Genomic DNA, 26426 nt, shown 5'->3' on the forward strand with positions numbered 1-26426 from the left:
TCCTGCTTGCGTAGGCTCAGCCCTCGTGACGGACTCGCCTGCACGCAAGACCCGCGTGGCCCTCATCTTCGGCGGTCGCTCGGGGGAGCACTCCATCTCCGCGGCCACCGCGGCCGGCGTCATGAAGGCGATCGACCGCGAAGCCTACGACGTGCTGCCCATCGGCATCAGCCGCGAGGGCGAGTGGGTGCTGGCCTCCGGCGACGGCTCCCAGTGGCAGCTCGGTGGCGCCAGCCTCCCCGAGATCACGACCGAGTCCGGCACCGCCATCGAGAGCCTCGCCGAGGCGGGCCCGGTCGACGTCGTGTTCCCGCTGCTGCACGGCCCGTACGGCGAGGACGGCACCATCCAGGGCCTGCTCGAACTCGCTGGCGTGCCCTATGTCGGGGCCGGCGTGCTCGCCTCGGCCGTCGGCATGGACAAGCAGTACATGAAGCTCGTCTTCGCGGGCCACGGCCTGCCCGTGGCGCCGTATGTCGTCGTCAAGCCGCGCGAGTGGGAGCAGCGGCCCTCGCGGGTCATCGACCGGGTCCAGGCCGAGCTGGTGTTCCCGGTGTTCGTGAAGCCAGCCCGCGCCGGTTCGTCGTTGGGTGTGACCCGTGTCGACGACCTCACCGGCCTCGCCGACGCCATCGAGGAGGCGCGCTACCACGATCCGAAGGTGCTCGTGGAGCAGGGCGTCGATGGCCGCGAGATCGAGTGCGCGGTGCTGGGTGGCCGCGGTGGCGCGGCGCCGCGGGCGTCGGTGCCGGGCGAGATCGTCGTCGACCACGACGCCGACGTCTTCTACGACTTCGACGCCAAGTACGCCGCCAGCTCCACCGCCCGCACCGAGGCCCCCGCCGACCTGCCCGACGACGTCGCCGAGCGCGTGCGTGAGCTGGCCGTTGAGGCGTTCGAGGCGATCGGTGCCGAGGGGCTCTCGCGGGTCGACGTGTTCGTCACCTCGGCCGGCGACGTGATCCTCAACGAGATCAACACGATGCCCGGCTTCACCCCCATATCGATGTACTCGAAGATGTGGGAGGCCACCGGCGTCCCCTACACCGAGCTGGTCTCCGAGCTGATCGAGCTGGCGCGGGAGCGCCCCACCGGCCTGCGCTGACCCGTGGGCGCTGATCGTGCGGCGCGGGACAACCCCGCGATCCGTGTGGTTGCCGCGCCATCGGCTACGACCCCACGACCGTCGAGGTCGTCGTGAAGGTCACCCCCGCGCGACTCCCAGGCGTGAGCGACGTGGCTGATTGAAAACTCGTGACGGGTCAGCTGAAAACTCGTGACGGGTCAGCTGAAAACTCGTGACGGGTCAGCGCGAGGCGAGGACGTGGTGCACGAGATCGAGGGTGACCTGGCCCAGGGAGGATCCGCCGAGGCTGCACGCATAGGGCATGACGGAGGTCTCGGTGGCACCGGGGGTGATGGCGGTCTCGAGCACGACGAAGTCGCCGTCCGCATCGACCATGAGGTCGCAGCGGGAGAGATGGCGCAGGCCGAGCACCCGGTGGGCCTCGCATGCGGCCTCTTGGATGCGCTGCACCTGGTCGTCGGGCAGATCGAGGGGGCGTAGTCCGACGTACTCGGCGGTGTAGCGGGCGGAGAAGTCGAACTCGTGGCCCCTCTCGTACTCGATGGCCACAGGAGTCAGGGCACGCAGTCCGTGGGCGTCCTCGACGCAGACCACGCTGACGTCGACGCCGTGGTGGAAGCGTTCGATCAGTGCGTCGTCGCCGTAGGCGTAGGCGGTGACCAGCGAGGACGGCAGGGCGCCCAGACCGTCGACGCCGGTGACGCCCAGCGCGCTGCCGCACCGGGTCGGCTTCACCACGACCCGCTCACCGAGACGGTGCATGACGTGCTCCATGAGCGCCGCGGCGCCGATGTCGCGGAACGTCTGGGCCGAGAGGCCGACGCTCTGGGGCACGGGCAGGCCGGCCCGGTGCAGCAGCTCGCGGGCGGTGCCCTTGTCCCAGGCGACCCGGCAGGCGTTGCTCGACGAGCCCACGTACGGCATGCCGATGAGCTCGAGCAGGGTCTGGATCTCGCCGTCCTCGCCGAACTGGCCGTGCAGGGCGGGCACCGCGACGGCGACCTCGTCGGCGTCGAGCCGGTCGAGCAGGTTGCGGTCGAAGTCGTAGGCCTCGGCCTCGACGCCGAGGCTGCGCAGCTCGTGCACGAGGTTGCGGCCGCTGGCCAGCGACACGTCGCGCTCGTGGCTGAGCCCGCCGGCGACGACGGCGACCGGACCGGGCAGCTCCGTGGGGGAGGTCATGGCGAAAGGCTCCCACACGGCCTGCCGGCCCGGGCTCAGTGGCAGGGCTGCACCTCGCGCAGGTAGGTGGGCACCTGCTCGGAGAGTTCGGTGAGGGCGGCCAGCGACACGTCGCCGCGGTCCTGGGCCGGGACGACGAGCGAGACGCGGGGTCGGAACCCCGCGGTGGTCGCGACCGCGGCCACGTCGGGGTCGTCGAGTTGACCGGGCGGCACGTACCAGCCCACCTTGTTCACCTGTTGACACGACGAGTAGCGGTCGAAGCCCTCGGGCTCGCCCACGCCGCAGACCAGCGTGAGCGACGGGTCGTCGCCCCACGTCAAGGTGTCGGCGGTGTCGGAGGCCGAAGGAGCCAGCCCGGCGAGGTCGCGCTCGCCCACGGCGCGCAGCAGTGCGGCGCAGGCGTCGCGCTGGCTGGCTCCGAGGGTGACCCGGGCCGGCAGCGCGCCGGTGACGCCGGTGACGCCGTCGCCGGCCGAGCAGGCCATCGCTCCCACGGCCACCAACGCCACGGCACCGGCCCACCGTGCGCGCACCATCGAGAGGTGGTTCAGATGTGGACGACGGGGCAGGTCAGCGTGCGGGTGATGCCGTCGAGGTTCTGCACCTTCGTGACGACCATCGTGCCGAGCTCGTCGACGTTGCGGGCCTCGGCGCGCACGATCACGTCGTAGGGGCCGGTGACGTCCTCGGCGAGGGTCACGCCCTTGATCTGGGCGATCGCGGAGGCCACTTCGGCGGCCTTCCCGACGTCGGTCTGGATCAGGATGTAGGCCTGCACGACCATCGTGCTCTCCCTCTCGCTCGAGTGTGCGTCTGCGTTGACGCACGGTGCAACCTACCCCGCCCGAGTGGGGCGCGTCGCCTCGGGCCGAGGGTGCGGCCGGTGTTCGCCGGTCTGGTGAGATGGCCCCATGGCCTTCCCGTCCGACGCCACGCTCGCCGACGTGGGCGAGTTCGCCCTGATCGACGCCCTGGCCGCGCACTTCCCGACCGCCGAGCACGTGCTGGTCGGCCCTGGGGACGACGCGGCCCTCCTGCGCATCCGCACCGGGCACGTCGTGGTGTCCACCGACCTCATGGTCGAGGGCCGGCACTTTCGTCGCGAGTGGGTCTCGGGTGAGGACGTCGGTCACCGGGCCGCGGCGCAGAACCTCTCCGACATCAATGCCATGGGCGGTCGGGCCCACTCGCTCACCGTCGGGCTGGCCGCCCCCGCCGACCTGCCGGCGTCCTGGGCGCTCGGACTGGCCGCGGGTATCGCCGAGGAGTGCGCGACGGTCGGCGCCACGGTGGTGGGCGGAGACCTCACCCGCGCCGACCAGGTCGTGGTGTCGGTGACGGTGCTCGGCTCGTGCACGGTGGCGCCGGTGCTGCGCTCGGGGGCGAGTCCGGGCGACGTGCTGGCGTTGGCCGGTCGCCAGGGCTGGGCGGCGGGTGGTCTGGCCGTGCTCGGCCGGGGTTTCCGGTCCCCGCGCGCCCTGGTGGAGGCCTACCGGCGCCCCGCTCCGCCGTACGACGCAGGCCCGCTGGCGGCGCAGGCCGGTGCCACGGCCATGATCGACGTCTCCGACGGCCTGCTGGCCGAGGTGGGGCACCTGGCCCGCGGTTCCGGCGTCACGATCGACGTCGGCACCGATGCGCTCGACGTGCCCGAGCCACTGCACGCCGTGGCGGCCGCGACGGGAGCCGACCCGGTCTCGTTCGTGCTCACGGGGGGAGACGACCACGCTCTGCTCGCGACCTTCGCGGCCGACGCCGAGCTCCCCGAGGGGTTCCGAGTGATCGGCAGGGTCGGCGAGGTGGCCGCCGACGATCCCGACCCCGTGCTGGTGACCGTCGACGGGGCGCCCTACGAGGGCGCTCCGGGCTGGACCCACTTCTGAGTCGACGCGCCGAGGCGCGTTCGAACGTCCGACGGCCGCCACCCGCTGTGGGTGACGGCCGTCGGGATGCTCAGCGCGGCGGGGTCAGCGGCTGACCTTGCCCGCCTTGATGCAGCTGGTGCACACGTTCATGCGCTTGGGGGTGCCGTTGACGACGGCACGCACGCGCTGGATGTTGGGGTCGAAGCGGCGCTTCGTGATCTTGCGCGACCACGGCCGGTTGTGGCCGAAGGCCGGCTTCTTGGCGCAGATGTCGCAGACGGCAGCCACCGGAACTCCTGGAGGATCGAGGTTTTTCAACAAGTCGTGCTCGCCGAGTGCGAGCGGGCCCGTGAGGACCGCGCGGGTCCGGGCAACCGCATCAGAGTATCCGAGAACGTCCGACGCGCCGAATCAGCGTCGGTGACGGGCTTCGGCGTGCGCTGTCGGCGCCCGCCACTAGGCTTCCACTCCGTGGAGCCAGGATCCGGCCGGCCCCGAGCCAGCGTCAGCCTCGCGGCCGTGCTGCGCTTCACCGACGTGGCGGTCGACGCCCTGGCCCGGGCGCGCGCCGAGGTCGACGGGCTCAACGTCTACCCGGTGCCCGACGGCGACACCGGCACGAACATGTACCTCACCCTCGTGGCCGCGCGCGACGCGCTGGGGGCGGCGATCGACGAGGCCGGTGGGGTCGAGGTGTGCGAGGTGGGTCCGGCGTTGTCCGCGCTGGGCCGTGGGGGGCTGCTCGGTGCCCGCGGCAACAGCGGGGTGATCCTCAGCGAGATGCTGCGCGCCGTGGCGCGACGCCTGGGCAGGGCCACGCCAGGGGAGCGCTCGGCCCTGGTCATGGCCGAGGCGCTCGAGCGCTGTTCGGAGGCCGCTTACGCCGCGGTGGGGGAGCCCGTCGAGGGCACCATGCTCACCGTGGCGAGGGCGGCGGCCGATGCGGCTCACGAGTGCGTCGACGCCGACTCCGCGCGCACCCGTGACGTGCTGGCGGCGGCGGCCGAGGCAGCCCGCGCTGCGCTCGCACGCACGCCCGACCAGTTGGCGGTGCTCGGCGAGGCCGGCGTCGTCGACGCCGGCGGCCGCGGCTTGACCGTCATCCTCGACGCGGCGGAGGCCGCGGTCACCGGCCGGGTTCCGCCCACGGTGCCCTCGCGGGTGGGCAGACGAACGCCGCCAGCGTCGGCGCCAGGAGCCTCGGGTACGCCGGCGGTCGGCCGTGCGGGGCATCGGCTCAGTGCCGAGGGTCCGTCCTATGAGGTGATGTACCTGCTCGAGGGCACCGACGAGGCCGTCGCCGACCTGCGCCCCCGGCTGGCCGCTCTGGGTGACAGCCTCGTGGTCGTGGGCGAGGAGCCGCTGTTCAACGTGCATGTGCACGTCGACGACGTCGGCGCCGCCATCGAGGCCGGCATCGAGGCCGGGAGGCCGCACCGCATCGCGGTCACCCACTTCGCCGACCAGGTCGCAGACCAGGCCGACCAGGCCGACCAGGCGGCCGAGCGGGCCGCCCAGGACTCGCAGCCCGCCACGCGGGCGGGGCGGTGCGTGGTCGTCGTCTCGGCCGGGCCCGGCCTCGCCGCGCTGTTCGGCGAGGCGGGGGCGACGGTCGTCGAAAGCGGCCCCGGCCTGCGAGCCTCGACCGGGGAGGTGCTCGCCGCCATCACCGCCTGCGGCGCGCGGGAGGTCGTGGTGCTGCCCAACGACGCCGACTCGGTCCGGGTGGCGCAGGCGGCGGCGTCCTCGGCGAGCGCCGACCACGGCATCCGGGTCGAGGTCATCCCGACCCAGGCGCAGGTGCAGGGCCTCGCGGCGCTGGCCGTGCACGACCCCGCGCGGCCGTTCGAGGCCGATGTCCGCGAGATGACCGCGACGGCCCGGCACGCCCGCCACGGTGCGGTCACCGTGGCGGCGCGCACCGCCATGACCATGGCCGGCCCGTGCACCGAGGGCGACGCTCTCGGCGTCGTGGCGGGCGACTTCGCAGTCGTCGGCGACGACCTCGGCGACGTGGCCGTCGACGTCTTGCAACGCCTCATCGCAGGCGGTGGAGAGCTGGTCACGGTGGTGTCCGGGGCCGACGACGCCGACGGCGCGCTCGCGGCCCGGCTGGTGGCGTGGGCGGGGGAGCACCACCCGTTCGTCGACGTCGTCACCTACGACGGCGGCCAGCAGCGCTACCCGCTGTTGCTGGGGGTGGAGTGATGATCGACCTCGGCTCCCCGATCCAGGCGGTGCTCGGCGACGCCGGCCGCGCCGGCAAGCGCATGGTCGAGGGGCTCGACCTGCACACCGTCGGAGACCTGCTCGCGCACCTGCCGCGCAAGTACGTGCGCATCGGCGAGCTGACCGAGGTCGACTCGCTCGAGGAAGGACAGATGCTCACCGTCGTCGGTGAGATCGCCGCCTCGCGACGCGCCGAGTACCAGGATCGCCGCACCGGCCGCATGGCCTACCGGGTCGAGACGGTGCTGCGCACCGACGGCGCCGACCTGCGCATGACCTTCTTCGCCCAGCGCGCCCACGTCGCCGACTACCACCTGCGCCGGCTCAAGGTCGGGCGGCGCGGGGTGTTCTCGGGCAGCGTCGGTCGCTTCCGCGGCGAGTGGCAGCTCACCAACCCGCAGATGACCCTCCAGGGCACCCCGGGTGAGGACGCCGCCCAGCTCGCGCTCGACTCGCTCGGCGAGCTCTATCCCATCTACCCGCTCACCAAGGGCGTCGAGTCGTGGGACGTGCAGCGGGCGGTGGCCTTCGCCCTCAGCGTGGTCGACGAGTTCCCCGACGCATTGCCGCCCTCCCTGCGGGAGGCGGAGGGGCTGGTCGACCGGCACACCGCCGTCACCTGGGCGCACACCCCTGACGACTTCGGCCAGGTCGAGCGGGCCCAGCGCCGGTTCCGGTTCGAGGAGGCCCTGGTCACCCAGCTCGTGCTGGCGCGGCGACGCCGCTTCGTGCAGACCATCGGCACCGCGGCGCGCGAGGGCGGCGGGGGACTGCTCGAGGCCTTCGACGCGCAAGTGCCCTTCGAGCTGACCGAGGGGCAGGTGGCCGTCGGAGCCGAGATCGAGGCCGACCTGGCGCGCCCGCACCCGATGAACAGGCTGCTCCAAGGCGAGGTCGGCTCCGGCAAGACGTTGGTGGCCCTGCGCGCGATGATGCGGGTCGTCGACTCCGGTGGTCAGGCGGCCCTGCTGGCGCCGACCGAGGTGCTGGCCCAGCAGCACCACCGCTCGATCACGGCGTTGATGGGCGACCTCGCCGCGGGCGGGCTGCTCGGCGGCGCCGACGACGCCACGGCCGTCGAACTGCTCACCGGGTCGATGACGAAGACCCAACGCACCGGTCCGCTCTCACGGCTCGCCTCGGGCGAGGCCGGCATCGTCATCGGCACCCATGCGCTGCTCGAGGGCGTCGTGCAGTTCGCCGATCTCGGCCTCGTCGTCGTCGACGAGCAGCACCGCTTCGGCGTCGAGCAGCGCGCCGCCCTCACCGACAAGGCGGGCAGTCCGCCCCATGTGCTCGTCATGACCGCGACGCCCATCCCGCGCACGGTCGCCATGACCGTCTTCGGCGACCTCGAGGTCTCGACGCTGCGTGAGCTGCCCGCGGGCCGGGCGCCCATCCAGACGACGGTCGTGCCGCTCGCCGAGGCGCCGCAGTGGATCGATCGTGCGTGGGCCCGGGTGCGCGAGGAGGTCGAGCAGGGCCGCCAGGCCTACGTGGTGTGCCCGCGCATCTCGCCCGACGACGCCGACCGTTCCGATGACGGCATGCCCCCCGACCCGTTCCTGCCGGAGACGACCGAGGAGCCGCCCGCCCACCCCATGGCGGCCGTCGAGGAGGTGCTGACCGAGCTCTCCGGGGGCCCGCTCGCCGGGCTGCGGCTCGCGGCGATGCACGGCCGGCTGACCCCCGAGGTCAAGGACTCCACCATGCGCGCCTTCGCCGCCGGCGAGATCGACGTGCTGGTCTCCACCACGGTCATCGAGGTCGGCGTCGACGTCGGCAACGCCACCACCATGGTGCTGCTCGACGCCGACCGGTTCGGCATGTCGCAGCTGCACCAACTGAGGGGCCGGGTAGGGCGCGGCGGCCACCCTGGGCTGTGCCTGCTGGTCACCCACGCCTCCCCGAGCAGTGAGGCCCGGCAACGTCTCGAGGCCGTCGCGGCCCATCCCGACGGCTTCGAGCTGAGCCGGGTCGACCTCGAGCTGCGCCGCGAGGGCGATGTGCTCGGCGCCTCCCAGTCCGGTGGCTTCTCCAGCCTCCACAGCCTGCGGGTGCTGCGCGACGAGCAGACGATCGTGGCCGCGCGGGCCACGGCCGAACGGCTGCTCGACGCCGATCCCGACCTCGCCGAGGCGCCCCGCCTGGCTGCCGCCGTCCACGACCTCGAGCACTCGGTGGAGGCCCAGTTCGCCTCCCGCTCCTAGGATGGGCGGCCATGACCCGGATCATCGGGGGCACGGCGGGTGGACGACGCCTGGCCACGCCCAAGGGCGACGCCACGCGGCCCACCAGCGACCGGGTGCGGGAGGCGCTGTTCAGCGCGGTCGAGGCGTGGTGCGGATCGTGGGCGGGGCTGCGGATCCTCGACCTGTACGCCGGCAGCGGCGCGCTCGGTCTCGAGGCGGCGAGCCGCGGAGCGGCAGCCGTGCTGTTGGTCGAGAAGGACAAGCGCACCGCCGAGCTGATCCGTCGCAACGCGCGCGATCTCGCGCTGCCGGCGCGGGTCGAGGTGCGGTCCTCGACGGTGCGTGCGGCGCTGGCCGCGCCACCCGACCAGCCCTACGACCTGGTGCTCGCCGATCCGCCGTACCCACTGGCCTCCGGTGCCGTCGACACCGACCTGGCGACGCTGGTCGACCAGGGCTGGCTCACCGACGACGCCCTCGTGGTGGTCGAGCGCAGTTCCCGCACCGCCGCGCCGACGTGGCCCGCGGGGTTCGGTGACGCTCGGCGTCGCCAGTACGGTGAGACGACGCTGTGGTCAGCCCTCTGGGCTGCGCCCGAGAACGCACCACCTGAGAATGCCGAGGAGTAGTCACGTGACACGCGCGGTGTGTCCCGGAACGTTCGACCCGGTGCACGAGGGTCATCTCGACGTCGTCCGCCGGGCTGCCGCCCTCTTCGACGAAGTCGTCGTGGGCGTCGGGGTGAACCAGTCCAAGCAACGCCTCTTCGGTGACGACGAACGGCTGGCGATGATCCGGGAGGCCACCGCCGACCTCGGCAACGTGAGCGTCGCGGGTTTCTCAGGACTCCTCACCGACTTCTGTGCCGAGCAGCGGGCCCAGGCGATCGTCAAGGGACTGCGGGCCGGTGGTGACTTCGAGTACGAGATGCAGATGGCCCAGATGAACGCCTCCCAGACCGGGGTCGAGACGGTGTTCGTGCCGACCAGCCCCCAATGGTCGTTCCTCTCCTCCAGCCTGATCAAGGAGGTCGCGAGACTCGGCGGCGACGTGACCGGCTTCCTGACTCCCGCCGTCCACCAGCGGCTGGCGGCGCGTCTCGCGGAGGCGGAACGGCCGTGACGACCAGCGCCCTTCATCTCACGATTGGCCGCGCCCACCGGTGGCGGCTACGATTCCCAACTGATTCATCGTGACCGGACCCGGAAGTGATCTCCTGACCAGCCTGGACCCGAGAGCGCCGCTCGTGCTCGACACCCGCGAGCTCGGTCGCCGCCCGGGGTCCCAGCGTGAGGTGTCGCTGACGGTGCCGGCGCCGAAGGATCTGGGCATCGACGTCCTCGGTGTCGCCGAAGGATCGCCGGTCGAGCTCGACTTGCGACTCGAGGCGGTCATGGAGGGGGTTCTGGTCACGGGGACGGTCTCGGCCGACCTCGACGGCGAGTGCGCACGGTGCCTGGAGCCGCTCCACGAGCAGATCGTGGGCGACATCCAGGAGCTGTACGTCTACGACGAACACCAGACACCCCACGACGAGGACGACGAGGTCAGCAGGCTGGAGGGCGATCTGATCGACCTCGAGCCCCAGCTGAGGGATGCGGTGGTGCTCGAGCTGCCGTTCCAGCCCATGTGCCGACCGGACTGCCCCGGCCTGTGCCCCGAATGCGGGGCGCGCCTGGCCGAGGATCCCGACCACGCACACGACGAGCCGATCGACCCCCGGTGGGCCGGGCTCGCCGACTTGAACGAGCAGCTGGGCCAGGAGTTGGACCAGCACCCCGAGCACAAGCACGATTGACCCACGGGTCGGATGAGATCCGGCCCCACCCCAGAGGAGAGAACAGTGGCTGTCCCGAAGCGGAAGATGTCGCGCAGCAACACCCGGCACCGCCGCTCGGCCTGGAAGGCCAGCGCCCCGACCCTGGTGACCTGCGCCAACCCCGCCTGCGGTGCCAAGCACCTCCCGCACCGTGCGTGCGGCGAGTGCGGCCAGTACGGCGCGCGCAGCGACCGTCGCCAGGTGCTCTGAGCAGGCTCCCGCCCTGAGCGACTACGCCGCCCTGCGCGCCGCGCTCGGGAATCCCGATCTGGATCCCGAGCTGCTCGATCGCGCGCTCACCCACCGCTCGTTCGCCTACGAGCACGGCGGCATCCCGACCAACGAGCGCCTGGAGTTCCTGGGCGACTCGGTGCTCGGCGTCGTCGTGACCGAGGCGCTCTACCGTGCCCACCCGGACCTCTCCGAGGGTCGTCTGGCCAAGTTGCGCGCGGCGGTGGTCAACGCCCGCGCCCTGGCGCGGGTGGCCCGCCAGATCGGGCTGGGTGAGCACATCAAGCTCGGCCGCGGCGAGGAGACCACCGGCGGTCGGCAGAAGGCCTCGATCCTCTCCGACACCGTTGAGGCCGTGATCGGCGCGGTGCACCTCTCCGGCGGCGGTTTCGTGACCTCGGCCGAGGTCGTGCACCGGCTCTTCGACGACCTGCTCACCGAGGCCTCCGCCCTCGGAGCGGGCCTGGACTGGAAGACCTCGCTCCAAGAGCTCTCCGCCGAGCAGGGCCTCGGCGTGCCCGACTACGTGATCGAGGACAGCGGCCCGGACCACCAGAAGACCTTCATGGCCAAGGTGCGCGTCGCCGACAAGCTCTACGGCAACGGAACCGGCCGGTCGAAGAAGGAGGCCGAGCAGGCCGCCGCCCAGACGGCCTACCGCGAGATCGCCGAGAGTCTCGGTCTCTCGCCCACGGGCGTGCCGGCCACGCCGGCCGTCGCGCCCGCCGACGCGAAGGCCTGAGCCCTGCCGGAGCTGCCGGAGGTCGAGACGGTCCGCGTCGGCCTCGAACGCCACGTGACCGGCGCGATCGTGCGCTCCGTCGAGGTGCTCCACCCGCGGCCCGTGCGCCGCGACCCACGCGGTCCCGACGGCTTTGCGGCGGCCCTGATCGGTCGCACGCTGCTCGCGGCCCGTCGTCGCGGCAAGTACCTCTGGGTGCCGCTGGACGACGGCAACGCGCTGCTCGCCCACCTCGGCATGAGCGGCCAGATGCTCGTGCAGCCTCCCGCCGCCGCCCCTGAGCGGCACCTGCGGGTCCGGCTTCGCCTCGACGGCGCCGCCGAGGGACGCAACCTGCACTTCGTCGACCAGCGGATGTTCGGCGGCCTGCTGGTCTCCGAGGGCGGGGCCGAGCTGCCGCCCGAGATCGCCCACATCGCCCGGGATCCGCTCGACCCGCAGTTCGACGACGACGCGTTCGTGGCTGCCGTCCGGCGTCGGGTCTCGGGCATCAAACGGCAGTTGCTGAACCAGAACCTCGTCTCCGGTGTCGGCAACATCTACGCCGACGAGGCGCTGTGGCGGGCCGGTCTGCACGGCGAGCGACCGGGGAAGCGACTGAACCGAGCCCAGGTCGTCGAGTTGCTGACCCACGTGCGTGCCGTGATGACCGACGCCCTGGCCCAGGGCGGTACCTCGTTCGACGCGCTGTACGTCAACGTCAACGGCGAGTCCGGGTACTTCGACCGGTCGCTGTCGGCGTACGGCCGCGAGGGCGAACCGTGCCCGCGGTGCGCCAGCCCGATCCGCCGCGTTGCGTTCATGAACCGCTCGTCGTACTTCTGCCCCTCCTGCCAGCCGGTGCCTCGCAGCAGGCGCTCCGCGGCACGATCCGCGGCGGCACGCCCGCCAGATTGACCCGCGGCGCCTGCGGTGGGACTCTGGATGACGGCCCCCTTCGTGGGCCCACCGCGCGCCAGTCCTCCACCGCGGCAGTACGCACTCCTTCGAGAGGTTCTTCATGGCCAAGGCACTCATCGGCTACATGCACAGCGACGTGCGTGACCCCCGGCTCGCCCAGGAGAACGCGCGCCTGCGCGCCCGCGTCGGTGAGCTGGAGGCCCTGGTGCGCTCGCTGTCCGCCGAGAACGACCATCTTGTCTCCGAGCGCGCCGCTGCACTGCTCGGCGCCCAGATGGAGCAGGAGATGCAGCCGGCCTGAGCCGAGCTGCCCGCGTTGGTCAGCGCACGCGGCGGGCGCGCATGTGCGCCCGGTCGCCGCTGGGCTCGCGCCACCGCACGACCAGCTTCTTCGCGCGGCGCCGCACCTTCACCCGTACGTCGCTCACACAGACGCTGTGCTCGGTCGTGATGAGCTCGTCGAAGCGGAATCGCTTGCCGGCGTGGCCCACGAACTTCCACCGACCACGGCAGTAGCCGGGATAGCGGATCCGCGCGTGCGGGTTGCCGTGGCTGTTGCGGGTGATCCGTACCCGCGCCCGGTAGCCGGCCGGGGCGCCCTCGTCGCCGTACACGCGACCCCGCCACGTCCCGAGGATGCGGGCGGTCTCGCCGCCCTTCGGCTCCGTGGCGACCGCCCGGGAGGGCCCGGTCGGCCCGCTCGGTGCCGAGAGGGTGACGAGCAACGTCGCCACCAAGAGCAGCGCGAGCAGGAGCGGTCGAGAGGCTGGAGCAGTCATCACCGAGAGCCGGACGTCGGGAACGGGGAGTGCCCACCGTAGGACGACGAGGCCGGGGTGTGAGGCGATTTCCGTGACCTCTCGCCTGACCTCTCGCCTGACCTCTCGCGTGACCTCGCAGCGGGATGCCCGTTGGTAGACACATGCGACCCCTCGCCCGGCCTGCCGTCCGTCTGGCTCTCGCCACCCTCGCCACCCTCGGCCTGAGCGCCGCCGTCGTGGCGCCCGCCTCGGCCCACGACACCGACCGGGAGCGGATCGCACGTCTTGCCGCGATCGACCCCGTCACCGACACCCTCGTCACCGGTGGCGCGATCTCGCACCTCTCCACCAACCCGACCCAGGCGGGCATCTCGGGGTGCTTCCTGCAGACCGCTGCGCTGTTCGTGAGCAGCGGCATCGACTCGCTGCGCGTCTGGGACGTCTCCGACCCGGCGCGACCACAGCTGACCGGCGTTCTGCCGCAGGCACTGTTCGAGAACGAGGCGATGAACTGCGGTGAGCGTCGCACCCAGCAGGGCGTACGGCGGTTCGCGCTCGTCGGTGTCGACCTCGTGCAGGCCTCACCCGGCGACATCTCGCACGTGAACGTCGGAGGCGGTGAGCTGGTCATCGTCGAGGTGACCGACCCGAGCGCGCCCAAGATCGTGGGCCGGGCCGAGGGAACGACCAGCACTCACACGGTGGCCTGCGTCGACGGCACGAACTGCCGCTACGCCTACTCCGCAGGCGGGCGCGACTCGTTCTCGGTCTTCGACCTGCGCGACCTCGACCACCCGGTCGAAGTCGACTCCGACCCGGGCACGCCCGGCGTGCAGCCCTACGCCAGCCCCACCGGCGGCCACAAGTGGAACGTCGACGCCGCCGGCGTCGCGACGCACACCGGATGGAACGGCGCCTCCATGTGGGACACCAGCCGTCCACGGCATCCGAAGCTGCTGGCCACCACCGGCCGTGCCGGCAAGGGGCTCGACCCGAAGCACGAGGGCTGGAACGACTTCATCCTGCACAACTCCTTCCGCCCGAACGCGCGCACGTTCAAGGCCAACGCGAAGCCCCGGTTGAGCAACGGCAACATCCTGCTCGTCACCGAGGAGGACTACGAGCAGACCGACTGCGCGCGGGCCGGCTCGTTCCAGACCTGGTGGGTCAAGAACCTCACGGGCCGCCGGGGCTCGATCAAGCCGCTCGACAAGGTCGAGCTCGCCGATCTGGGCAACTACCCGCTGCCCCAGGGCGCCTTCTGCTCCTCGCACTGGTTCGACTACCACCAAAGCGGCCTCGTGGCAGCCGGCTTCTACGGCGGTGGCACGCAGATCCTCGACGTGCGTCATCCGCGCAACATCCGGCCCTACGCGCACGCGCTGTGGGGTGCCTCCGAGGTGTGGGACGCCATGTGGGTGCCGAAGTACCGGGCCGACGGCACCATGACGCGCAGCAAGACCAACGTCGTGTTGAGCATCGACCTCGTGCGCGGCCTCGACGTCTACGCCGTCGACGTGCCCGGCGACGATCGCGGCGCCGTCCCGCCCGCCTCGCCGGAGCAGGCCGGCACCCTCGAGGGCAGCGCCCTGCCGCTCGGACTCGTGGCCCTGGCTGCCCTCGCCGGGCTCGCGCTGCGCCGTCGCCGGGTCGCCTGAGGCTCGAAAACGGGAGGCGGCCCGCACGCGGAGCCTCTAACGTGTCGACCTCGTGAGTGGGGTGCGGGTCGTCGAACTGCTGGCCCCGGCCCGCCTGGGCACCTCGTTTCGGTGGCTGCTCGCCTCGAGCTGGACGACGAACCTCGGCGACGGCCTGGCGCTGGCGGCCGGCCCGTTGCTGGTCGCCTCCCAGACCCGCGAGCCGTTCCTGGTCGCGCTCGCGGCCCTGCTCCAGTGGCTCGCTCCGCTGCTGTTCGCGTTGGTCTCGGGCGTGGTGACCGACCGTGTCGACCGTCGGCGTCTGGTGTGTGTCGTCGACCTCGTGCGAGCGAGCGTGCTCGGTGTGCTGACGCTGAGCGTGGTGACCGGCGTGGTGTCGATCGCGGTCGTGCTGGTGGCGCTGTTCTGCCTGGCCACGGCCGAGACCTTCGCCGACAACGCCTCGGCCACGCTGCTGCCGATGCTGGTGCACCGCGACGACCTGGCGGTGGGCAACGCGCGCCTCCAGAGCGGGCTGATCACCTTCAACCAGTTGGCCGGACCCTCGCTCGGCGCGGTGTTCTTCGCGGCGGGTGCGGCGTGGCCGTTCGCGCTCCAGACCCTGCTCGTGCTGGCGGGGGCGCTGCTCGTGCTCAAGGTGGCGGTGCCGACCGGCGAGGAGCCCGACGAGCCCGCCACCGATCTCGCCTCGGTGCGTCACGACCTGACCGAGGGCCTGGTGTGGGTCTGGCGGCACGACGCGGTGCGCACCCTGGTGCTGACGATCCTCATCTTCAACGTCACGTTCGGCGCCGCCTGGTCGGTGCTGGTGCTGTGGGCGCAGCAGCGGCTCGGCCTCGGCGAGGCCGGCTACGGCCTGCTGGCCACACTCGGTGCGGTCGGCGGGCTCGTCGGCACCGGCTGCTACGGCTGGATCACCCGGCACGTGAGCCTGGGCGACCTCATGCGCATCGGTCTGGTCGTCGAGACGCTCACCCATCTCGTGCTGGCGCTCACCACCCACGTCGCGGTCGCGTTGGTCGTGTTCTTCTTCTTCGGCATGCACGCCTTCATCTGGGGCACCACCTCGATCACCGTGCGTCAGCGGGCGGTGCCCGGCCGTCTCCAGGGGCGGGTGGGCGCCGTCAACCTGCTGGGCATCTACGGCGGGCTGGTGCTGGGAGCGGGTGTGGGCGGCGCGCTCGCGCAGCGCTTCGGCGTCACCGCGCCGTTCTGGTTCGCCTTCGTCGGGTCCGCCGCCTTCTGCGTGCTCATCTGGCGCTCGCTGTCGCACATCGCCCACGCCGACGCAGAGCCCGACCGCCACACCCACACGCAGCCGGGAGGGCCGGACGCGCCGCTCGACGGCGACGAGGCGCCTGCGCAGTAGGGTGAGGCACCGCCCGCTCGCTCACCTCGGAAAGGTTCCTCTTGTACCTCAAGAGCCTGACCCTCAAGGGGTTCAAGTCCTTCGCGTCGAGCACCACGATGCAGCTCGAGCCGGGCATCACCTGCATCGTCGGGCCGAACGGCTCGGGCAAGTCCAACGTCGTCGACGCGCTGGCCTGGGTGATGGGCGAAGCGAGCGCCAAGAGCCTGCGCGGCGGCAAGATGGACGACGTCATCTTCGCGGGCACGAGCGGTCGTCCGCCGCTGGGGCGGGCCGAGGTCGTGCTCACCATCGACAACTCCGACGGCGCCCTGCCGATCGAGTACGCCGAGGTCACGATCAGCCGCACGATGTTCCGCTCGGGCGGCTCGGAGTACGCGATCAACGGCACCGGCTGCCGGTTGCTCGACGTCCAGGAGCTGCTCAGCGACTCCGGCATCGGCCGCGAGATGCACGTGATCGTCGGGCAGGGTCAGCTCGACACGATTCTGCACGCGACGCCGGAGGACCGGCGCGGCTTCATCGAGGAGGCCGCCGGGGTGCTCAAGCACCGCAAGCGCAAGGAGAAGGCGCTCCGCAAGCTCGACGCCTGCGAGGGCAACCTCAACCGGCTCGGTGACCTGCTCGGCGAGATCCGCCGCCAGCTCAAGCCGCTGGGTCGCCAGGCCGAGGTGGCGCGCCGCGCCGCGACCGTGCAGGCCGACGTGCGCGACGCCCGCGCCCGGCTGCTGGCCGACGACCTCGCCACCGCACGCGTCGCGCTGGAGCAGGAGATGGCCGACGAGTCCGCCCTGGTCGCCCGCCGCACCGAGGTCGAGACCGCCATCGCCGAGGCGCGTCGGGTCGAGGCCGCGCTCGAGGCCGCCCTGCGCGAGGATCTGCCCGCGCTGGCTGCCGCCCAGGACACCTGGTATGCCCTCTCCGGGCTTCGCGAGCGCTACCGGGGTACCGCCTCGCTGGCCTCCGAGCGGGTCCGCAACGCGGCCGGCTCCCAGATCGACACGCCCAGCGGACGCGACCCCGAGGAGCTCGAGGCCGAGGCCGGCCGCGTGGCCGAGCAGGAGGCCGCGATCACCGCTGAGGTCGCCGAGCGCCGGACCGCTCTCGAGACGGCCGTGGCCGCTCGCCGCGGGGCCGAGGAGGCCGCGGCCCAGGAGGAGAAGCGCATCAGCGGCCTCCAGCGCGCCGCCGCCGACCGGCGTGAGGGCCTGGCCCGGCTGCACGGGCAGGTCAACGCGCTGAAGTCCCGTGCCGCCGGAGCCGACGAGGAGGTCGCGCGCCTCACCGCGGCGCGCGAGGAGGCGACCACTCGTGCCGAGCGGGCCCAGCGGGCCTTCGCCGAGCTCGAGCGCCGGGTCGCCGGCCTCGACGAGGGCGAGGAGGGGCTCGACGCCGAGCACGAGGAGGCCGTGGCCGCGCTCGACGACGTCGAGGAGCGGCTGGCCGCCGTGCGCGAGACGGCCCAGCAGGCCGACCGTGACCGCGCCTCCCTCTCCGCGCGCAAGGACGCCCTCGAGCTCGGACTCAACCGCAAGGACGGCGCGGGGGCACTCCTCGGCGCCGACGATGTGCCGGGCCTCCGCGGCTCGGTCGCCGCGCTCCTCACCGTGCAGAACGGGTGCGAGGCCGCGATCGCGGCGGCGCTCGGCCCCGCCGCCGATGCGGTCGCCGTCGACGATCCCGCGAGCGCGCTGGCCGCCGTCGGCCACCTCAAGGGGCACGACCTCGGCCGTGCGGGGCTGCTGCTCGCCGGTGCTCCGGACGACGACGCGTCGCCGTGGCCGGTGCTGCCCGCCGGCGTCCGGTACGCCGTCGACGTGGTCGAGGCCCCCTCGCAGCTGCGAGCCGCGGTGCGGCGACTGCTACGGCGCGTGGCCGTCGTCGACGACCTGGCCGCGGCGCGCGAACTGGTGTCGGGAGACGCCACGCTGAGCGCCGTCACGCGCGAGGGCGACATGGTCTCCGCGCATCTGGTGACCGGCGGTTCCAGCAGCCAACCCAGCCTGCTCGAGATCCAGGCGGCGGTGGAGGAGGCCGGCCAGGCGCTGGCCGAGGCGATCGCGACGGGGGAGCGCAGCGGGTTCGAGATCTCGCGGCTCGAGGCCGAGAGGCACGAGGCGCACAAGCGCGTCGACGTCGCCCTCGCCCAGCTGCACGAGTCCGACGCCACGCTGGCCGCCATCGCCGAGGAGCTCGGTCAGCACGGCTCGCAAGCACGGGCCGCCCGCGGCGAGGCCGAGCGGCTCGCCCAGGCGATCGAGCAGGCCGAGCAGGCTCGCGAGCAGGCCGTCGCCGGGCTCGCCGACCTCGAGAGCCGGCTGGCGAGCGCCGAGGAGGCACCCGACGAGGAGCCCGACACCTCTGCACGCGAGCAGCTCGCCGAGGCCGCCCGCGAGGCCCGCCAGGGCGAGATGGACTCACGCCTCTCGCTGCGAACGTCCGAGGAGCGTGCGCGGGCGCTCAACGGTCGCGCCGACGGCCTGCGCCGAGCGGCCAGCCACGAGCGTGAAGCCCGGGCCAAGGCCGCCGAGCGGCACGCCCGGCTCCAGCGTGAGGCCGCGGCCGCCGAGGCGGTCGGCACCGCCGTCGCCTGGGTGCTGCGACGGCTCGAGCACTCGGTGCAGGACGCCGCCGACGCCCGCGCCGCCGTCGAGCACGCCCGCTCCGGGCGCGAGGAGGAGCTGCGCGCGGTGCGCGCGAAGCTGCGCGGACTCGCCCAGGAGCAGGAGGAGCTCGTCTCGAGCGTGCACCGCGACGAGATGGCGCGTGCCCAGCAACGGATGCGCATCGAGCAGCTGGAGGAGCGTGCCCTAGAAGAGCTCGGCCTGGACCCCGAGGCGCTGGTCGCCGAGTACGGCCCCGACCAACCGGTGCCGGTCGAGGTCGACCCCGAATCGCCCGGCGAGCCGCGTGCCGAGGGCCAGGAGGGCCAGGAGGCCGACGGCGAGGTGTCGTCGCCGGCCACCAAGCCGTTCGACCGCCAGGAGCAGACCAAGCGTCTGCGCGCGGCCGAGCGCGCGCTGGCGATGCTCGGCAAGGTCAACCCGCTGGCGCTCGAGGAGTTCTCGGCGATGGAGGAGCGGCACCAGTTCCTCACCGAGCAGCTCGAGGATCTGAAGAAGACTCGCAAGGATCTGCTCGACATCGTCGCCAGCGTCGACGAGCGGGTCGAGCAGGTCTTCCGCGAGGCCTACGCCGATGTCGAGACCGCCTTCGACGCCACCTTCGCGCGGTTGTTCCCCGGCGGTGAGGGCCGGCTGGTGCTCACCGACCCGGGCAACCTGCTCACCACCGGTGTCGAGGTCGAGGCGCGGCCGCCGGGCAAGAAGGTCAAGCGGCTCTCCCTGCTCTCGGGTGGTGAGCGGTCGCTGGTGGCCGTCGCGTTCCTCGTCGCGCTCTTCAAGGCGCGGCCCTCGCCGTTCTACATCCTCGACGAGGTCGAGGCTGCTCTCGACGACACCAACCTCGGCCGGTTGCTGGAGATCTACGAGGAGCTGCGCGAGAACTCCCAGCTGCTCGTCATCACCCATCAGAAGCGGACGATGGAGGTGGGCGACGCGCTGTACGGCGTCACGATGCGAGGCGACGGCGTCTCGGCCGTCATCAGCCAGCGGCTGCGCGACGCGGAGTCGGCCTGATGCCCGCATCACGTCCGCCCCGGGCGGCGTACCCGCACTGGGAGCAGCTGACCACCCGCTGGGCCGACATCGACGTCTACGGGCACATGAACAACGCCCGCTACTTCGAGCTCATCGACACGGTCGTCAACAACCACCTGGTGCGCGGCACCGGCACCGACATCCGGCGCCTCGACGCCATCGGTGTCGTGGCGGAGGTGTCGTGCCGCTACTTCGCCGAGATCACCTACCCCGAACCGATCGACCTCGGGGTGGTCGTCGAGCGGCTCGGCACCTCCTCGATCCTCTACCGGGTCGGCCTCTTCCAGGGGGAGGCCGAGGGCGCCGGCGCCACCGCCTGCGCCGAGGGGCGGTTCGTGCACGTGTACGTCGACAACACCGACCCCGCTCGCCCGGTGGTGCCGGTGCCCGACGTGATCCGCGCCGCAGTCGCACCGTTGCTGCGCGCCCCCGACGCCACCTGAGCCACCCATGTGTCACGGTAGGCCCCGGCTCGACCGGCGCAGCCCAGGTCGGGTCGAGCCGACGCACCCACGAGAGGACCACCAGTGCCCAGCATCTTGATCGCGATGGTCGTCATCCTCGCCCTCGCGGGCCTGGTCATCTACTACGTCGCCTACCCGCACCGCGACGAGGAGTCCGGCCTCGGCGAGACCCTGCGCGACATGGGCGACCGACTCCCGATCCTCGAGGAGGATCCGGGCGACACCCCCGGCCGACACGCCCCCGGCACCGACTGACCCGCTGACCCGTCGCCAGTTTTCAGGTGACCCGTCGCTAGTTTTCAGGTGACCTGCCACGAGTTTTCAGGTGACCTGCCATGAGTTTTCTGCTGACCCGTCAGTGACACGTCGCCTGGGTCCGAGTGATTGGATGACGGCATGTCCGTGATGCTCCTGGTGATCCTGCTCGTCGCGGTCGTGGCCCTGGCCGCGATCGGCCTCGTCGTAGGCCTGGTGGCCGGCGGCAGGCGCTCGTCCACGACGGTGGAGAAGCCGGCGCCGGCGCCGGACCTGGCCGCCCCGCCCACCCCGGCTGGCGACACGCTCGCCCCCGATGCGCCGGTCGAGCCGCAGATCCCGAGCGAGCCCGCGGCTCCCACGTTGGAGAAGCCCGAGAGCACCGCCTCGCGTCTGGTGCGGCTGCGTCAGCGGCTCGCCGGCTCCCAGGGCGCGCTGGGTCGCGGTCTGCTCGCCCTGCTCTCGCGCGACCGGCTCGACGAGGACACCTGGGAGTCGATCGAGGACACCCTGCTCACCGCCGACGTGGGTGTCGCACCCACCCAGCAGCTCGTCGAGAACCTGCGCACCCGGCTTCGGGTCGAGGGCGGCCAGGTCGACGACGTCCGCGCGGTCGTACGCGAGGAGCTGCTGGCGCTGGTGAACCCCGACCTCGACCGGCGCCTGCAGATCAGTGGTGAGGACGGCGCACCCGGCGTCGTCCTCGTGGTCGGCGTGAACGGTGCCGGCAAGACGACCACCGTGGGCAAGATCGCCCGGATCCTCGTCGCCGAGAACCGCTCGGTCGTGCTGGGGGCTGCCGACACCTTCCGCGCCGCGGCTGCCGAGCAGCTCGCCACGTGGGGCGGCCGCGTCGGCGTCGACGTGGTGCGGGGCGACGAGGGGGCCGACCCCGCCAGTGTGGCCTTCCGCGCCGTCGAGGCCGGCGCCCGCTCGGGCGTCGACACGGTGATCGTCGACACCGCCGGCCGGCTCCAGAACAAGCAGGGACTGATGGACGAGCTCGGCAAGGTCAAGCGCGTCATCGAGAAGCAGGCGCCGGTCACGGAGGTGCTGTTGGTGCTCGACGCCACCACCGGGCAGAACGGCATGACCCAGGCCCGCGTGTTCGGCGAGGCCGTCGACGTGTCCGGCATCGTGCTCACCAAGCTCGACGGGTCGGCCAAGGGCGGCATCGTCGTCCAGGTGCAGCGCGAACTCGGCGTCCCGGTGAAGCTCGTCGGACTCGGTGAGGGCGCCGACGACCTGGCGCCCTTCGACGCCGGCGCCTTCGTCGACGCTCTTCTCGGCTGACATCGGCCCTCGGGCCGGCGCGGGTACCCCTGCGGGCACCCGCGCAAACGGCATCCTGGCGCTGTTCATCTGTTCGTAACACCGAGCCCGGACTCGTTTCATGGGTGAAACACAACCCTCGCGGTGCTGAAACCTCTGCTCGGGAAGGTCGTGCCCGATCGGGGCGGACGGGCCGTCGACAGTGCTGTCGCACCTGAGCCTGCTCGCATCCCAGTGAACGAGACCTGGAGGTTCTGTGGACGGCTATTACGCCTGGATGCTGGTGGCCACGCTGCTGGTGTTGATGATGACGGTGCCCGCGCTGGCGCTGTTCTACGGCGGCATGACCCGCTCGAAGTCCGTGCTCAACATGATGATGATGTCGTTCATCTCGATGGGCGTCGTCGGCATCTTGTGGATCCTCGTCGGCTGGTCGATGGAGTTCGGCACCGATGGTGTGGTCTTCGGCAATCCCTTCGAGCTGTTCGCGCTCAAGGACGTCGCCACCAGCGACTACATCTACGTGATGTTCCAGCTGACCTTCGCGGCGATCACCGCTGCGCTGATCAGCGGCGCGATCGCCGACCGGGTGAAGTTCTCCTCCTGGATCGTGTTCTTGCCGTTCTGGTCGATCCTGGTCTACTTCCCGATGTCGCACATGGTCTTCGGCTGCACCGGCAGCACCCTGATCTGCGACAAGATCGGCGCCCAGGACTACGCGGGCGGTACCGCGGTGCACATCAACGCCGGTATCGCCGGCCTCGTGCTCGCCCTGGTGATCGGCAAGCGCATCGGCTTCGGCAAGGAGCCCATGCGGCCGCACAACCTGACCCTCACCATGATCGGCGCGGGCCTGCTGTGGGTCGGCTGGTACGGCTTCAACGTGGGCTCGATCGTCTTCGCCACGTCCTTCGACGACTCCGACCCCACCTCGAAGGACTCCATCGCCTTCCTCACGCAGTTCTACTCCGAGACCGGTCGCACCTTCGCCAACACCACCATGGCGACCATGGCCGCCATGCTGGCCTGGCTGCTCATCGAGCGCCTGCTGCACGGCAAGGCCACCTCGCTGGGCGCTGCCTCCGGCATCGTGGCGGGTCTGGTCGCCATCACCCCGGCGGCCGGCGCGGTCTCGGTGTGGGGCGCCGTCGCCCTGGGCGCCATCGCCGGCGCGATCTGCGCCTGGGCCGTGGGTCTGAAGTTCAAGTTCGGCTACGACGACTCCCTCGACGTCGTCGGCGTCCACCTGGTCGGTGGCATCGTCGGCACCCTGCTCATCGGCTTCTTCTCCACCGCCGACGGTGCGGGTGGCATCGACGGCCTCCTCTATGGTGGCGGCTTCGGTTCCCTGGTCGACCAGTTCCTGGGTGTTCTCGTCGCGATCGCCTACTCGGGCATCATCACCCTCGTGCTCGCCCTGGCGATCAAGTACACGATCGGCTGGCGGGTCACCGAGGAGGCCGAGGTCGAGGGCATCGACTTCGACCAGCACGGCGAGACCGCCTACGACCTGCACACGAGCCTCTCGGGTGCCCCCAAGACCACCGCCCTCAGCTAAGGAGAGTCACACATGAAGCTCGTGACCGCGGTCATCAAGCCGCACAAGTGGGAAGACGTCCGGGAGGCGCTGGAGACCTTCGGCGTGACCGGCATGACCGTCTCGGAGGTCTCCGGTTACGGTCGGCAGAAGGGCCACACCGAGGTGTACCGGGGCGCGGAGTACGACATCGCGCTCGTCCCCAAGATCCGCATCGAGATCGTCGTCGACGACGACGACGCGGACGACGTGGTCGGCATCATCGTGAAGACGGCCCAGACCGGTCGGATCGGTGACGGCAAGGTGTGGCTGAGCCCCGTCGAGAGCGTCGTGCGCGTACGCACCGGCGACCGCGACGCGGCGGCCCTCTGACCCCGGCACCCCTGCTCGAACGGCGGGTGGCCCGTCCTCCTCGGAGGGCGGGCCACCCGCACATTTCGTCACAGTCGGTGAGACAACGGCGGGGGAGGGGGCGCGCGCGCCGCGCCGTCCGGCATGATGCAGGTAGCGGAACCGAAGCAGAAGAGGTGGCGTCGTGAAGCTCGTGACCGCGGTCATCAAGCCGCACAAGTGGGAAGACGTCCGGACCGCGCTCGAGACCATCGGCGTGACCGGCATGACCGTCTCGGAGGTCTCCGGCTACGGCCGGCAGAAGGGCCACACCGAGGTCTACCGGGGCGCGGAGTACGACATCGCGCTGGTTCCGAAACTCCAGATCGAGGTCGTCGTCGGCGACGACGACGCCCAGACGGTCGTCGACACGCTGGTCACCAGCGCCGCCTCCGGTCGCATCGGCGACGGCAAGGTCTGGGTGACGCCGGTCGAGTCCGTCGTCCGGGTTCGCACCGGCGACCGCGACGAGGCGGCCCTCTGAGCCTGCTGGGCGCCGGCCCGGTCACGGCACCGGGCACACGACACAACACGGGAAGCACGAGGTAGACGACGGCGTGAGCGCTGAAGAGCGAGCCCAGCGCGCCGTCGACGCCGACCGGTTGTGCGCCGACGCCTACGAGGCGGCGGGCGGAAGCGATGCCGGGCTCGCCCTGATCGCCGTCGGCGGCTACGGGCGCGCCGAGTTGGCGCCACACTCCGACCTCGACGTCGTGCTCGTGAGCGACCCCGCCCACCCCGAGATCGACCCGGGGCCGGTCGCCCAGCAGGTCTGGTACCCGCTGTGGGACTCCGGCACCACCATCGACCACTCGGTGCGCCGACTGCCCGACATGATCGACGCCGCCGACGCCGACCTCAAGGTCGCGCTCGGCCTGCTCGACATCCGACACCTGGCCGGTGATCCGAACCTCACCCTGCGACTGCGCAGCGAGGTCCTGGCGCACTGGCGCCGCCGGGCCCGCGAGCGCCTGCCCGAGCTGCACGAGATGGTGCGCGCCCGGCACGAGCTGATGGGCGAGCTGGCGCACCGCTCCGTGCCCGACCTCAAGGAGTCCGAGGGCGGGCTGCGCGACGCCACGGTGCTGAATGCCTTGGCGGCGACCTGGCTGGTCGACGTCCCGCACGCCGACCTCGAGCTGAGCCGGATGGCGCTGCTCGACGTCCGCGACCTGGTGCAGGCGGCGGCTGGTCGCTCCAGTGACCGGATCAACCCCGAGATGTGGAGCGACATCGCGCACGGTCTCGGCCTGCCCGACGCCCGCAGCGCCCAGGTGCACGTGCGCACGCTCGGTCGCCGCGTCACCCACCTCTCGCGTCTCTCCTGGCGGCGGGTGCACGACTTCTTGAAGCGTCCGCAGAGCGGCCAGGCGCGGCGTCCGCAGCTGACCCCCGTGACCAAGGGCGTCGCGCTCAGCCGCGGCGAGATCGTGCTGGACCGCAGCGCCCGACCCGCCGAGGATCCACTGCTGCTGCTCCGTGCCGCCGCGGCGGCGTCCGAGCAGGACGTCGTGCTGGCGCCGCCGACCGCGGCCCGGTTGGCGGCCGAGGTGCCGCCGATGCCGGAGCCCTGGCCCGCCGAGGCGCGGGAGTCCTTGGTGCGGATGCTCTCAGGGCGTGGCCTGCTCTCGGTGTGGGAGACCCTGGAGGAGACCGAGGCACTCGCCCGGCTGCTGCCCGAGTGGGACCGCATCCGCCTGCTCCCGCACGCCTCGGCGATCCACCGCTTCACGGTCGACCGGCACGTGGTCGAGACGTGCAGCGAGGCTGCCGGTCTGATCCGCAAGGTCAAGCGCGCCGACGTGCTGCTGGTCGCGGCCCTGTTGCACGACATCGGCAAGGGTGGGCTCACCGAGCACTCGGTCGCCGGAGAGCCGATCGCCCATGCGATCGCGACCCGCATGGGTTTCGCGCCGGACGCCGTCGAGCTGATCGCGCGACTGGTGCGCTGGCACCTGCTGCTCTCGGAGACCGCCACCACCCGTGACCCCGGCGACCCCGCCACGATCGATTACGTCGCCCGGCGAGTGGGCTCGACCGAGGCGCTCTCATTGCTGCTGGCGCTCACCGAGGCGGACGCCAAGGCCGCTTCGCCGCAGGCCTGGTCGACCTGGCGTGCCGGCCTGGTGCGCGACCTCTCCCAGCGAGTGCGCGCCGCGTTGGAGAACGACGGCCCGGTCTCGGCCGACCCGCTGTTCGACGACGTCGCCATCCCCGACTCCGTACGCGACGGCCGCGTCGCCTTCGTCGAGGAGCAGGTCGACTCCGGCACGCGACTGACCCTCATCGCCCCCGACCGCGTCGGACTCCTGGCCGATTTCGCGGGCATGTTCGCGCTGCGCCGGATCCCGGTGCGCGCCGCGCGTGCCTGGGCCCAGGACCACATCGGCGTGTCGGTGTGGGAGCTCGCCGACGAGCTGAACCTGCCGGCGCTGAAGGACAAGTACGACGCCATCGTCGAGGGCCGGGTCGACCCCGCGGCGAAGCTGCGTCCCTCAGGCCCCGACGAGCTGGCCCCCACCGTCGAGGTCCGCCCCGACGCCTCGGCGCTCTCGACCGTGCTCGAGGTGCGCGCGGCTGACCGGCCCGGCGTCGTCTACCTCGTGTGCGCAGCCCTGGCCGAGCTCGACATCGCGGTGCGCAGCGCGCACGTCGACACCCTCGGTCCGCAGGCCGTCGACGTGTTCTACCTCCAGGAGGCCTACGCCGGCGCGCTCTCGGAGACGCGGGCCGCCGACGCCGCGCACGCCGTCCGCGACGCCCTGACCGGGGAGCGGGCCGCCACCGGTCGCTGACGCTTCATCTAGGCTG

Annotated in this window: 26 protein-coding genes; 21 read left to right on the forward strand and 5 right to left on the reverse strand. The window is 72.1% G+C overall.

All coding sequences use genetic code 11. From position 1 onward, the window contains the following. Window positions 1–25: 25 nt before the first annotated feature. The gene (locus tag ISG29_RS01875; RefSeq protein WP_194501650.1) at window positions 26–1105 is read left to right on the forward strand and encodes a D-alanine--D-alanine ligase family protein; all 1080 of its coding nucleotides are present in this window, start codon (window positions 26–28) and stop codon (window positions 1103–1105) included. A gap of 201 nt (window positions 1106–1306) precedes the next feature. On the opposite strand, the gene ISG29_RS01880 is transcribed toward ISG29_RS01875, so the two are convergent. From ISG29_RS01880 to ISG29_RS01890, 3 genes are read right to left on the reverse strand one after another with little or no spacing between them, the layout of a single operon-like run. Beyond that, window positions 1307–2269, reverse strand: a complete 963-nt coding sequence (locus ISG29_RS01880; RefSeq protein ID WP_194501651.1) for a D-alanine--D-alanine ligase family protein — start codon at window positions 2267–2269, stop codon at window positions 1307–1309. A gap of 35 nt (window positions 2270–2304) precedes the next feature. Then, window positions 2305–2808, reverse strand: coding sequence for a DUF3515 family protein (locus ISG29_RS01885; RefSeq protein ID WP_194501652.1), 504 nt, complete (start codon window positions 2806–2808; stop codon window positions 2305–2307). An 11-nt stretch (window positions 2809–2819) separates the two neighbouring features. Further along, complete coding sequence (locus ISG29_RS01890) at window positions 2820–3056, reverse strand: Lrp/AsnC family transcriptional regulator (protein WP_194501653.1); 237 nt, start codon at window positions 3054–3056, stop codon at window positions 2820–2822. A 127-nt stretch (window positions 3057–3183) separates the two neighbouring features. Here ISG29_RS01890 and ISG29_RS01895 point away from each other — a divergent pair, with 127 nt between their 5' ends. Next, a complete protein-coding gene (locus ISG29_RS01895; RefSeq protein WP_194501654.1) occupies window positions 3184–4155 on the forward strand; it encodes a thiamine-phosphate kinase in 972 nt (323 codons plus the stop codon). An 84-nt stretch (window positions 4156–4239) separates the two neighbouring features. Here the strand turns inward: ISG29_RS01895 and rpmB are convergent, their stop codons facing one another. Beyond that, window positions 4240–4425 (reverse strand): 50S ribosomal protein L28, encoded by a 186-nt coding sequence (gene rpmB / locus ISG29_RS01900; protein WP_194501655.1) that lies wholly within the window; start codon window positions 4423–4425, stop codon window positions 4240–4242. Window positions 4426–4608: 183 nt separating this feature from the next. Between rpmB and ISG29_RS01905 the strand changes: the two genes are divergently transcribed. The 9 genes from ISG29_RS01905 (at window position 4609) to ISG29_RS01945 (ending at window position 12551) form a co-directional block, all read left to right on the forward strand. Further along, entirely contained in the window at window positions 4609–6345 is a 1737-nt protein-coding gene (locus ISG29_RS01905; protein ID WP_194501656.1) for a DAK2 domain-containing protein, read from the forward strand. After that, a complete protein-coding gene (locus ISG29_RS01910; RefSeq protein ID WP_194501657.1) occupies window positions 6345–8576 on the forward strand; it encodes an ATP-dependent DNA helicase RecG in 2232 nt (743 codons plus the stop codon). Before ISG29_RS01905 ends, ISG29_RS01910 begins: the two co-directional genes overlap by 1 nt. An 11-nt stretch (window positions 8577–8587) precedes the next feature. After that, window positions 8588–9187: a 16S rRNA (guanine(966)-N(2))-methyltransferase RsmD gene (gene rsmD, locus ISG29_RS01915; protein WP_194501658.1), complete on the forward strand. Its 600-nt coding sequence runs from the start codon at window positions 8588–8590 to the stop codon at window positions 9185–9187. Between the two features lie 4 nt (window positions 9188–9191). Further along, complete coding sequence (coaD, locus tag ISG29_RS01920; protein ID WP_194501659.1) at window positions 9192–9680, forward strand: pantetheine-phosphate adenylyltransferase; 489 nt, start codon at window positions 9192–9194, stop codon at window positions 9678–9680. Between the two features lie 70 nt (window positions 9681–9750). Next, complete coding sequence (locus ISG29_RS01925) at window positions 9751–10356, forward strand: YceD family protein (protein ID WP_328827578.1); 606 nt, start codon at window positions 9751–9753, stop codon at window positions 10354–10356. 45 nt (window positions 10357–10401) lie between these two features. Then, complete coding sequence (rpmF, locus tag ISG29_RS01930; protein ID WP_194501660.1) at window positions 10402–10587, forward strand: 50S ribosomal protein L32; 186 nt, start codon at window positions 10402–10404, stop codon at window positions 10585–10587. Beyond that, the gene (gene rnc, locus ISG29_RS01935) at window positions 10529–11350 is read left to right on the forward strand and encodes a ribonuclease III (RefSeq protein WP_456237953.1); all 822 of its coding nucleotides are present in this window, start codon (window positions 10529–10531) and stop codon (window positions 11348–11350) included. The genes rpmF and rnc overlap by 59 nt, the downstream gene beginning before the upstream one ends. A gap of 3 nt (window positions 11351–11353) precedes the next feature. After that, window positions 11354–12247, forward strand: a complete 894-nt coding sequence (mutM, locus tag ISG29_RS01940) for a bifunctional DNA-formamidopyrimidine glycosylase/DNA-(apurinic or apyrimidinic site) lyase (RefSeq protein WP_194502224.1) — start codon at window positions 11354–11356, stop codon at window positions 12245–12247. Window positions 12248–12350: 103 nt separating this feature from the next. Continuing rightward, window positions 12351–12551 (forward strand): hypothetical protein, encoded by a 201-nt coding sequence (locus ISG29_RS01945; RefSeq protein WP_194501661.1) that lies wholly within the window; start codon window positions 12351–12353, stop codon window positions 12549–12551. A gap of 19 nt (window positions 12552–12570) precedes the next feature. Here the strand turns inward: ISG29_RS01945 and ISG29_RS01950 are convergent, their stop codons facing one another. After that, on the reverse strand, window positions 12571–13029 hold the full coding sequence (locus ISG29_RS01950; RefSeq protein ID WP_194501662.1) for a hypothetical protein: 459 nt from the start codon (window positions 13027–13029) through the stop codon (window positions 12571–12573). Between the two features lie 143 nt (window positions 13030–13172). Between ISG29_RS01950 and ISG29_RS01955 the strand changes: the two genes are divergently transcribed. From ISG29_RS01955 to ISG29_RS02000, 10 genes are all read left to right on the forward strand, one after another. Beyond that, the gene (locus tag ISG29_RS01955) at window positions 13173–14669 is read left to right on the forward strand and encodes an LVIVD repeat-containing protein (protein ID WP_194501663.1); all 1497 of its coding nucleotides are present in this window, start codon (window positions 13173–13175) and stop codon (window positions 14667–14669) included. 52 nt (window positions 14670–14721) lie between these two features. Further along, complete coding sequence (locus tag ISG29_RS01960) at window positions 14722–16038, forward strand: MFS transporter (RefSeq protein WP_328827582.1); 1317 nt, start codon at window positions 14722–14724, stop codon at window positions 16036–16038. Between the two features lie 41 nt (window positions 16039–16079). Further along, window positions 16080–19676 (forward strand): chromosome segregation protein SMC, encoded by a 3597-nt coding sequence (smc, locus tag ISG29_RS01965; RefSeq protein WP_194501664.1) that lies wholly within the window; start codon window positions 16080–16082, stop codon window positions 19674–19676. Further along, complete coding sequence (locus ISG29_RS01970) at window positions 19676–20140, forward strand: acyl-CoA thioesterase (protein WP_194501665.1); 465 nt, start codon at window positions 19676–19678, stop codon at window positions 20138–20140. Before smc ends, ISG29_RS01970 begins: the two co-directional genes overlap by 1 nt. A gap of 84 nt (window positions 20141–20224) precedes the next feature. Further along, entirely contained in the window at window positions 20225–20416 is a 192-nt protein-coding gene (locus tag ISG29_RS01975; RefSeq protein ID WP_194501666.1) for a hypothetical protein, read from the forward strand. Between the two features lie 141 nt (window positions 20417–20557). Then, a complete protein-coding gene (gene ftsY / locus ISG29_RS01980) occupies window positions 20558–21709 on the forward strand; it encodes a signal recognition particle-docking protein FtsY (RefSeq protein ID WP_194501667.1) in 1152 nt (383 codons plus the stop codon). Window positions 21710–21944: 235 nt separating this feature from the next. After that, window positions 21945–23246, forward strand: a complete 1302-nt coding sequence (locus ISG29_RS01985; RefSeq protein ID WP_328827588.1) for an ammonium transporter — start codon at window positions 21945–21947, stop codon at window positions 23244–23246. Between the two features lie 12 nt (window positions 23247–23258). Next, window positions 23259–23597, forward strand: a complete 339-nt coding sequence (locus ISG29_RS01990; protein WP_194501668.1) for a P-II family nitrogen regulator — start codon at window positions 23259–23261, stop codon at window positions 23595–23597. 163 nt (window positions 23598–23760) lie between these two features. Further along, complete coding sequence (locus ISG29_RS01995; protein ID WP_194501669.1) at window positions 23761–24099, forward strand: P-II family nitrogen regulator; 339 nt, start codon at window positions 23761–23763, stop codon at window positions 24097–24099. 73 nt (window positions 24100–24172) lie between these two features. Beyond that, window positions 24173–26410: a [protein-PII] uridylyltransferase gene (locus ISG29_RS02000; RefSeq protein WP_194501670.1), complete on the forward strand. Its 2238-nt coding sequence runs from the start codon at window positions 24173–24175 to the stop codon at window positions 26408–26410. Window positions 26411–26426: the final 16 nt, after the last annotated feature.

This window comes from Nocardioides acrostichi (assembly GCF_015319165.1).
In the GTDB taxonomy this organism is placed as follows: domain Bacteria; phylum Actinomycetota; class Actinomycetes; order Propionibacteriales; family Nocardioidaceae; genus Nocardioides; species Nocardioides acrostichi.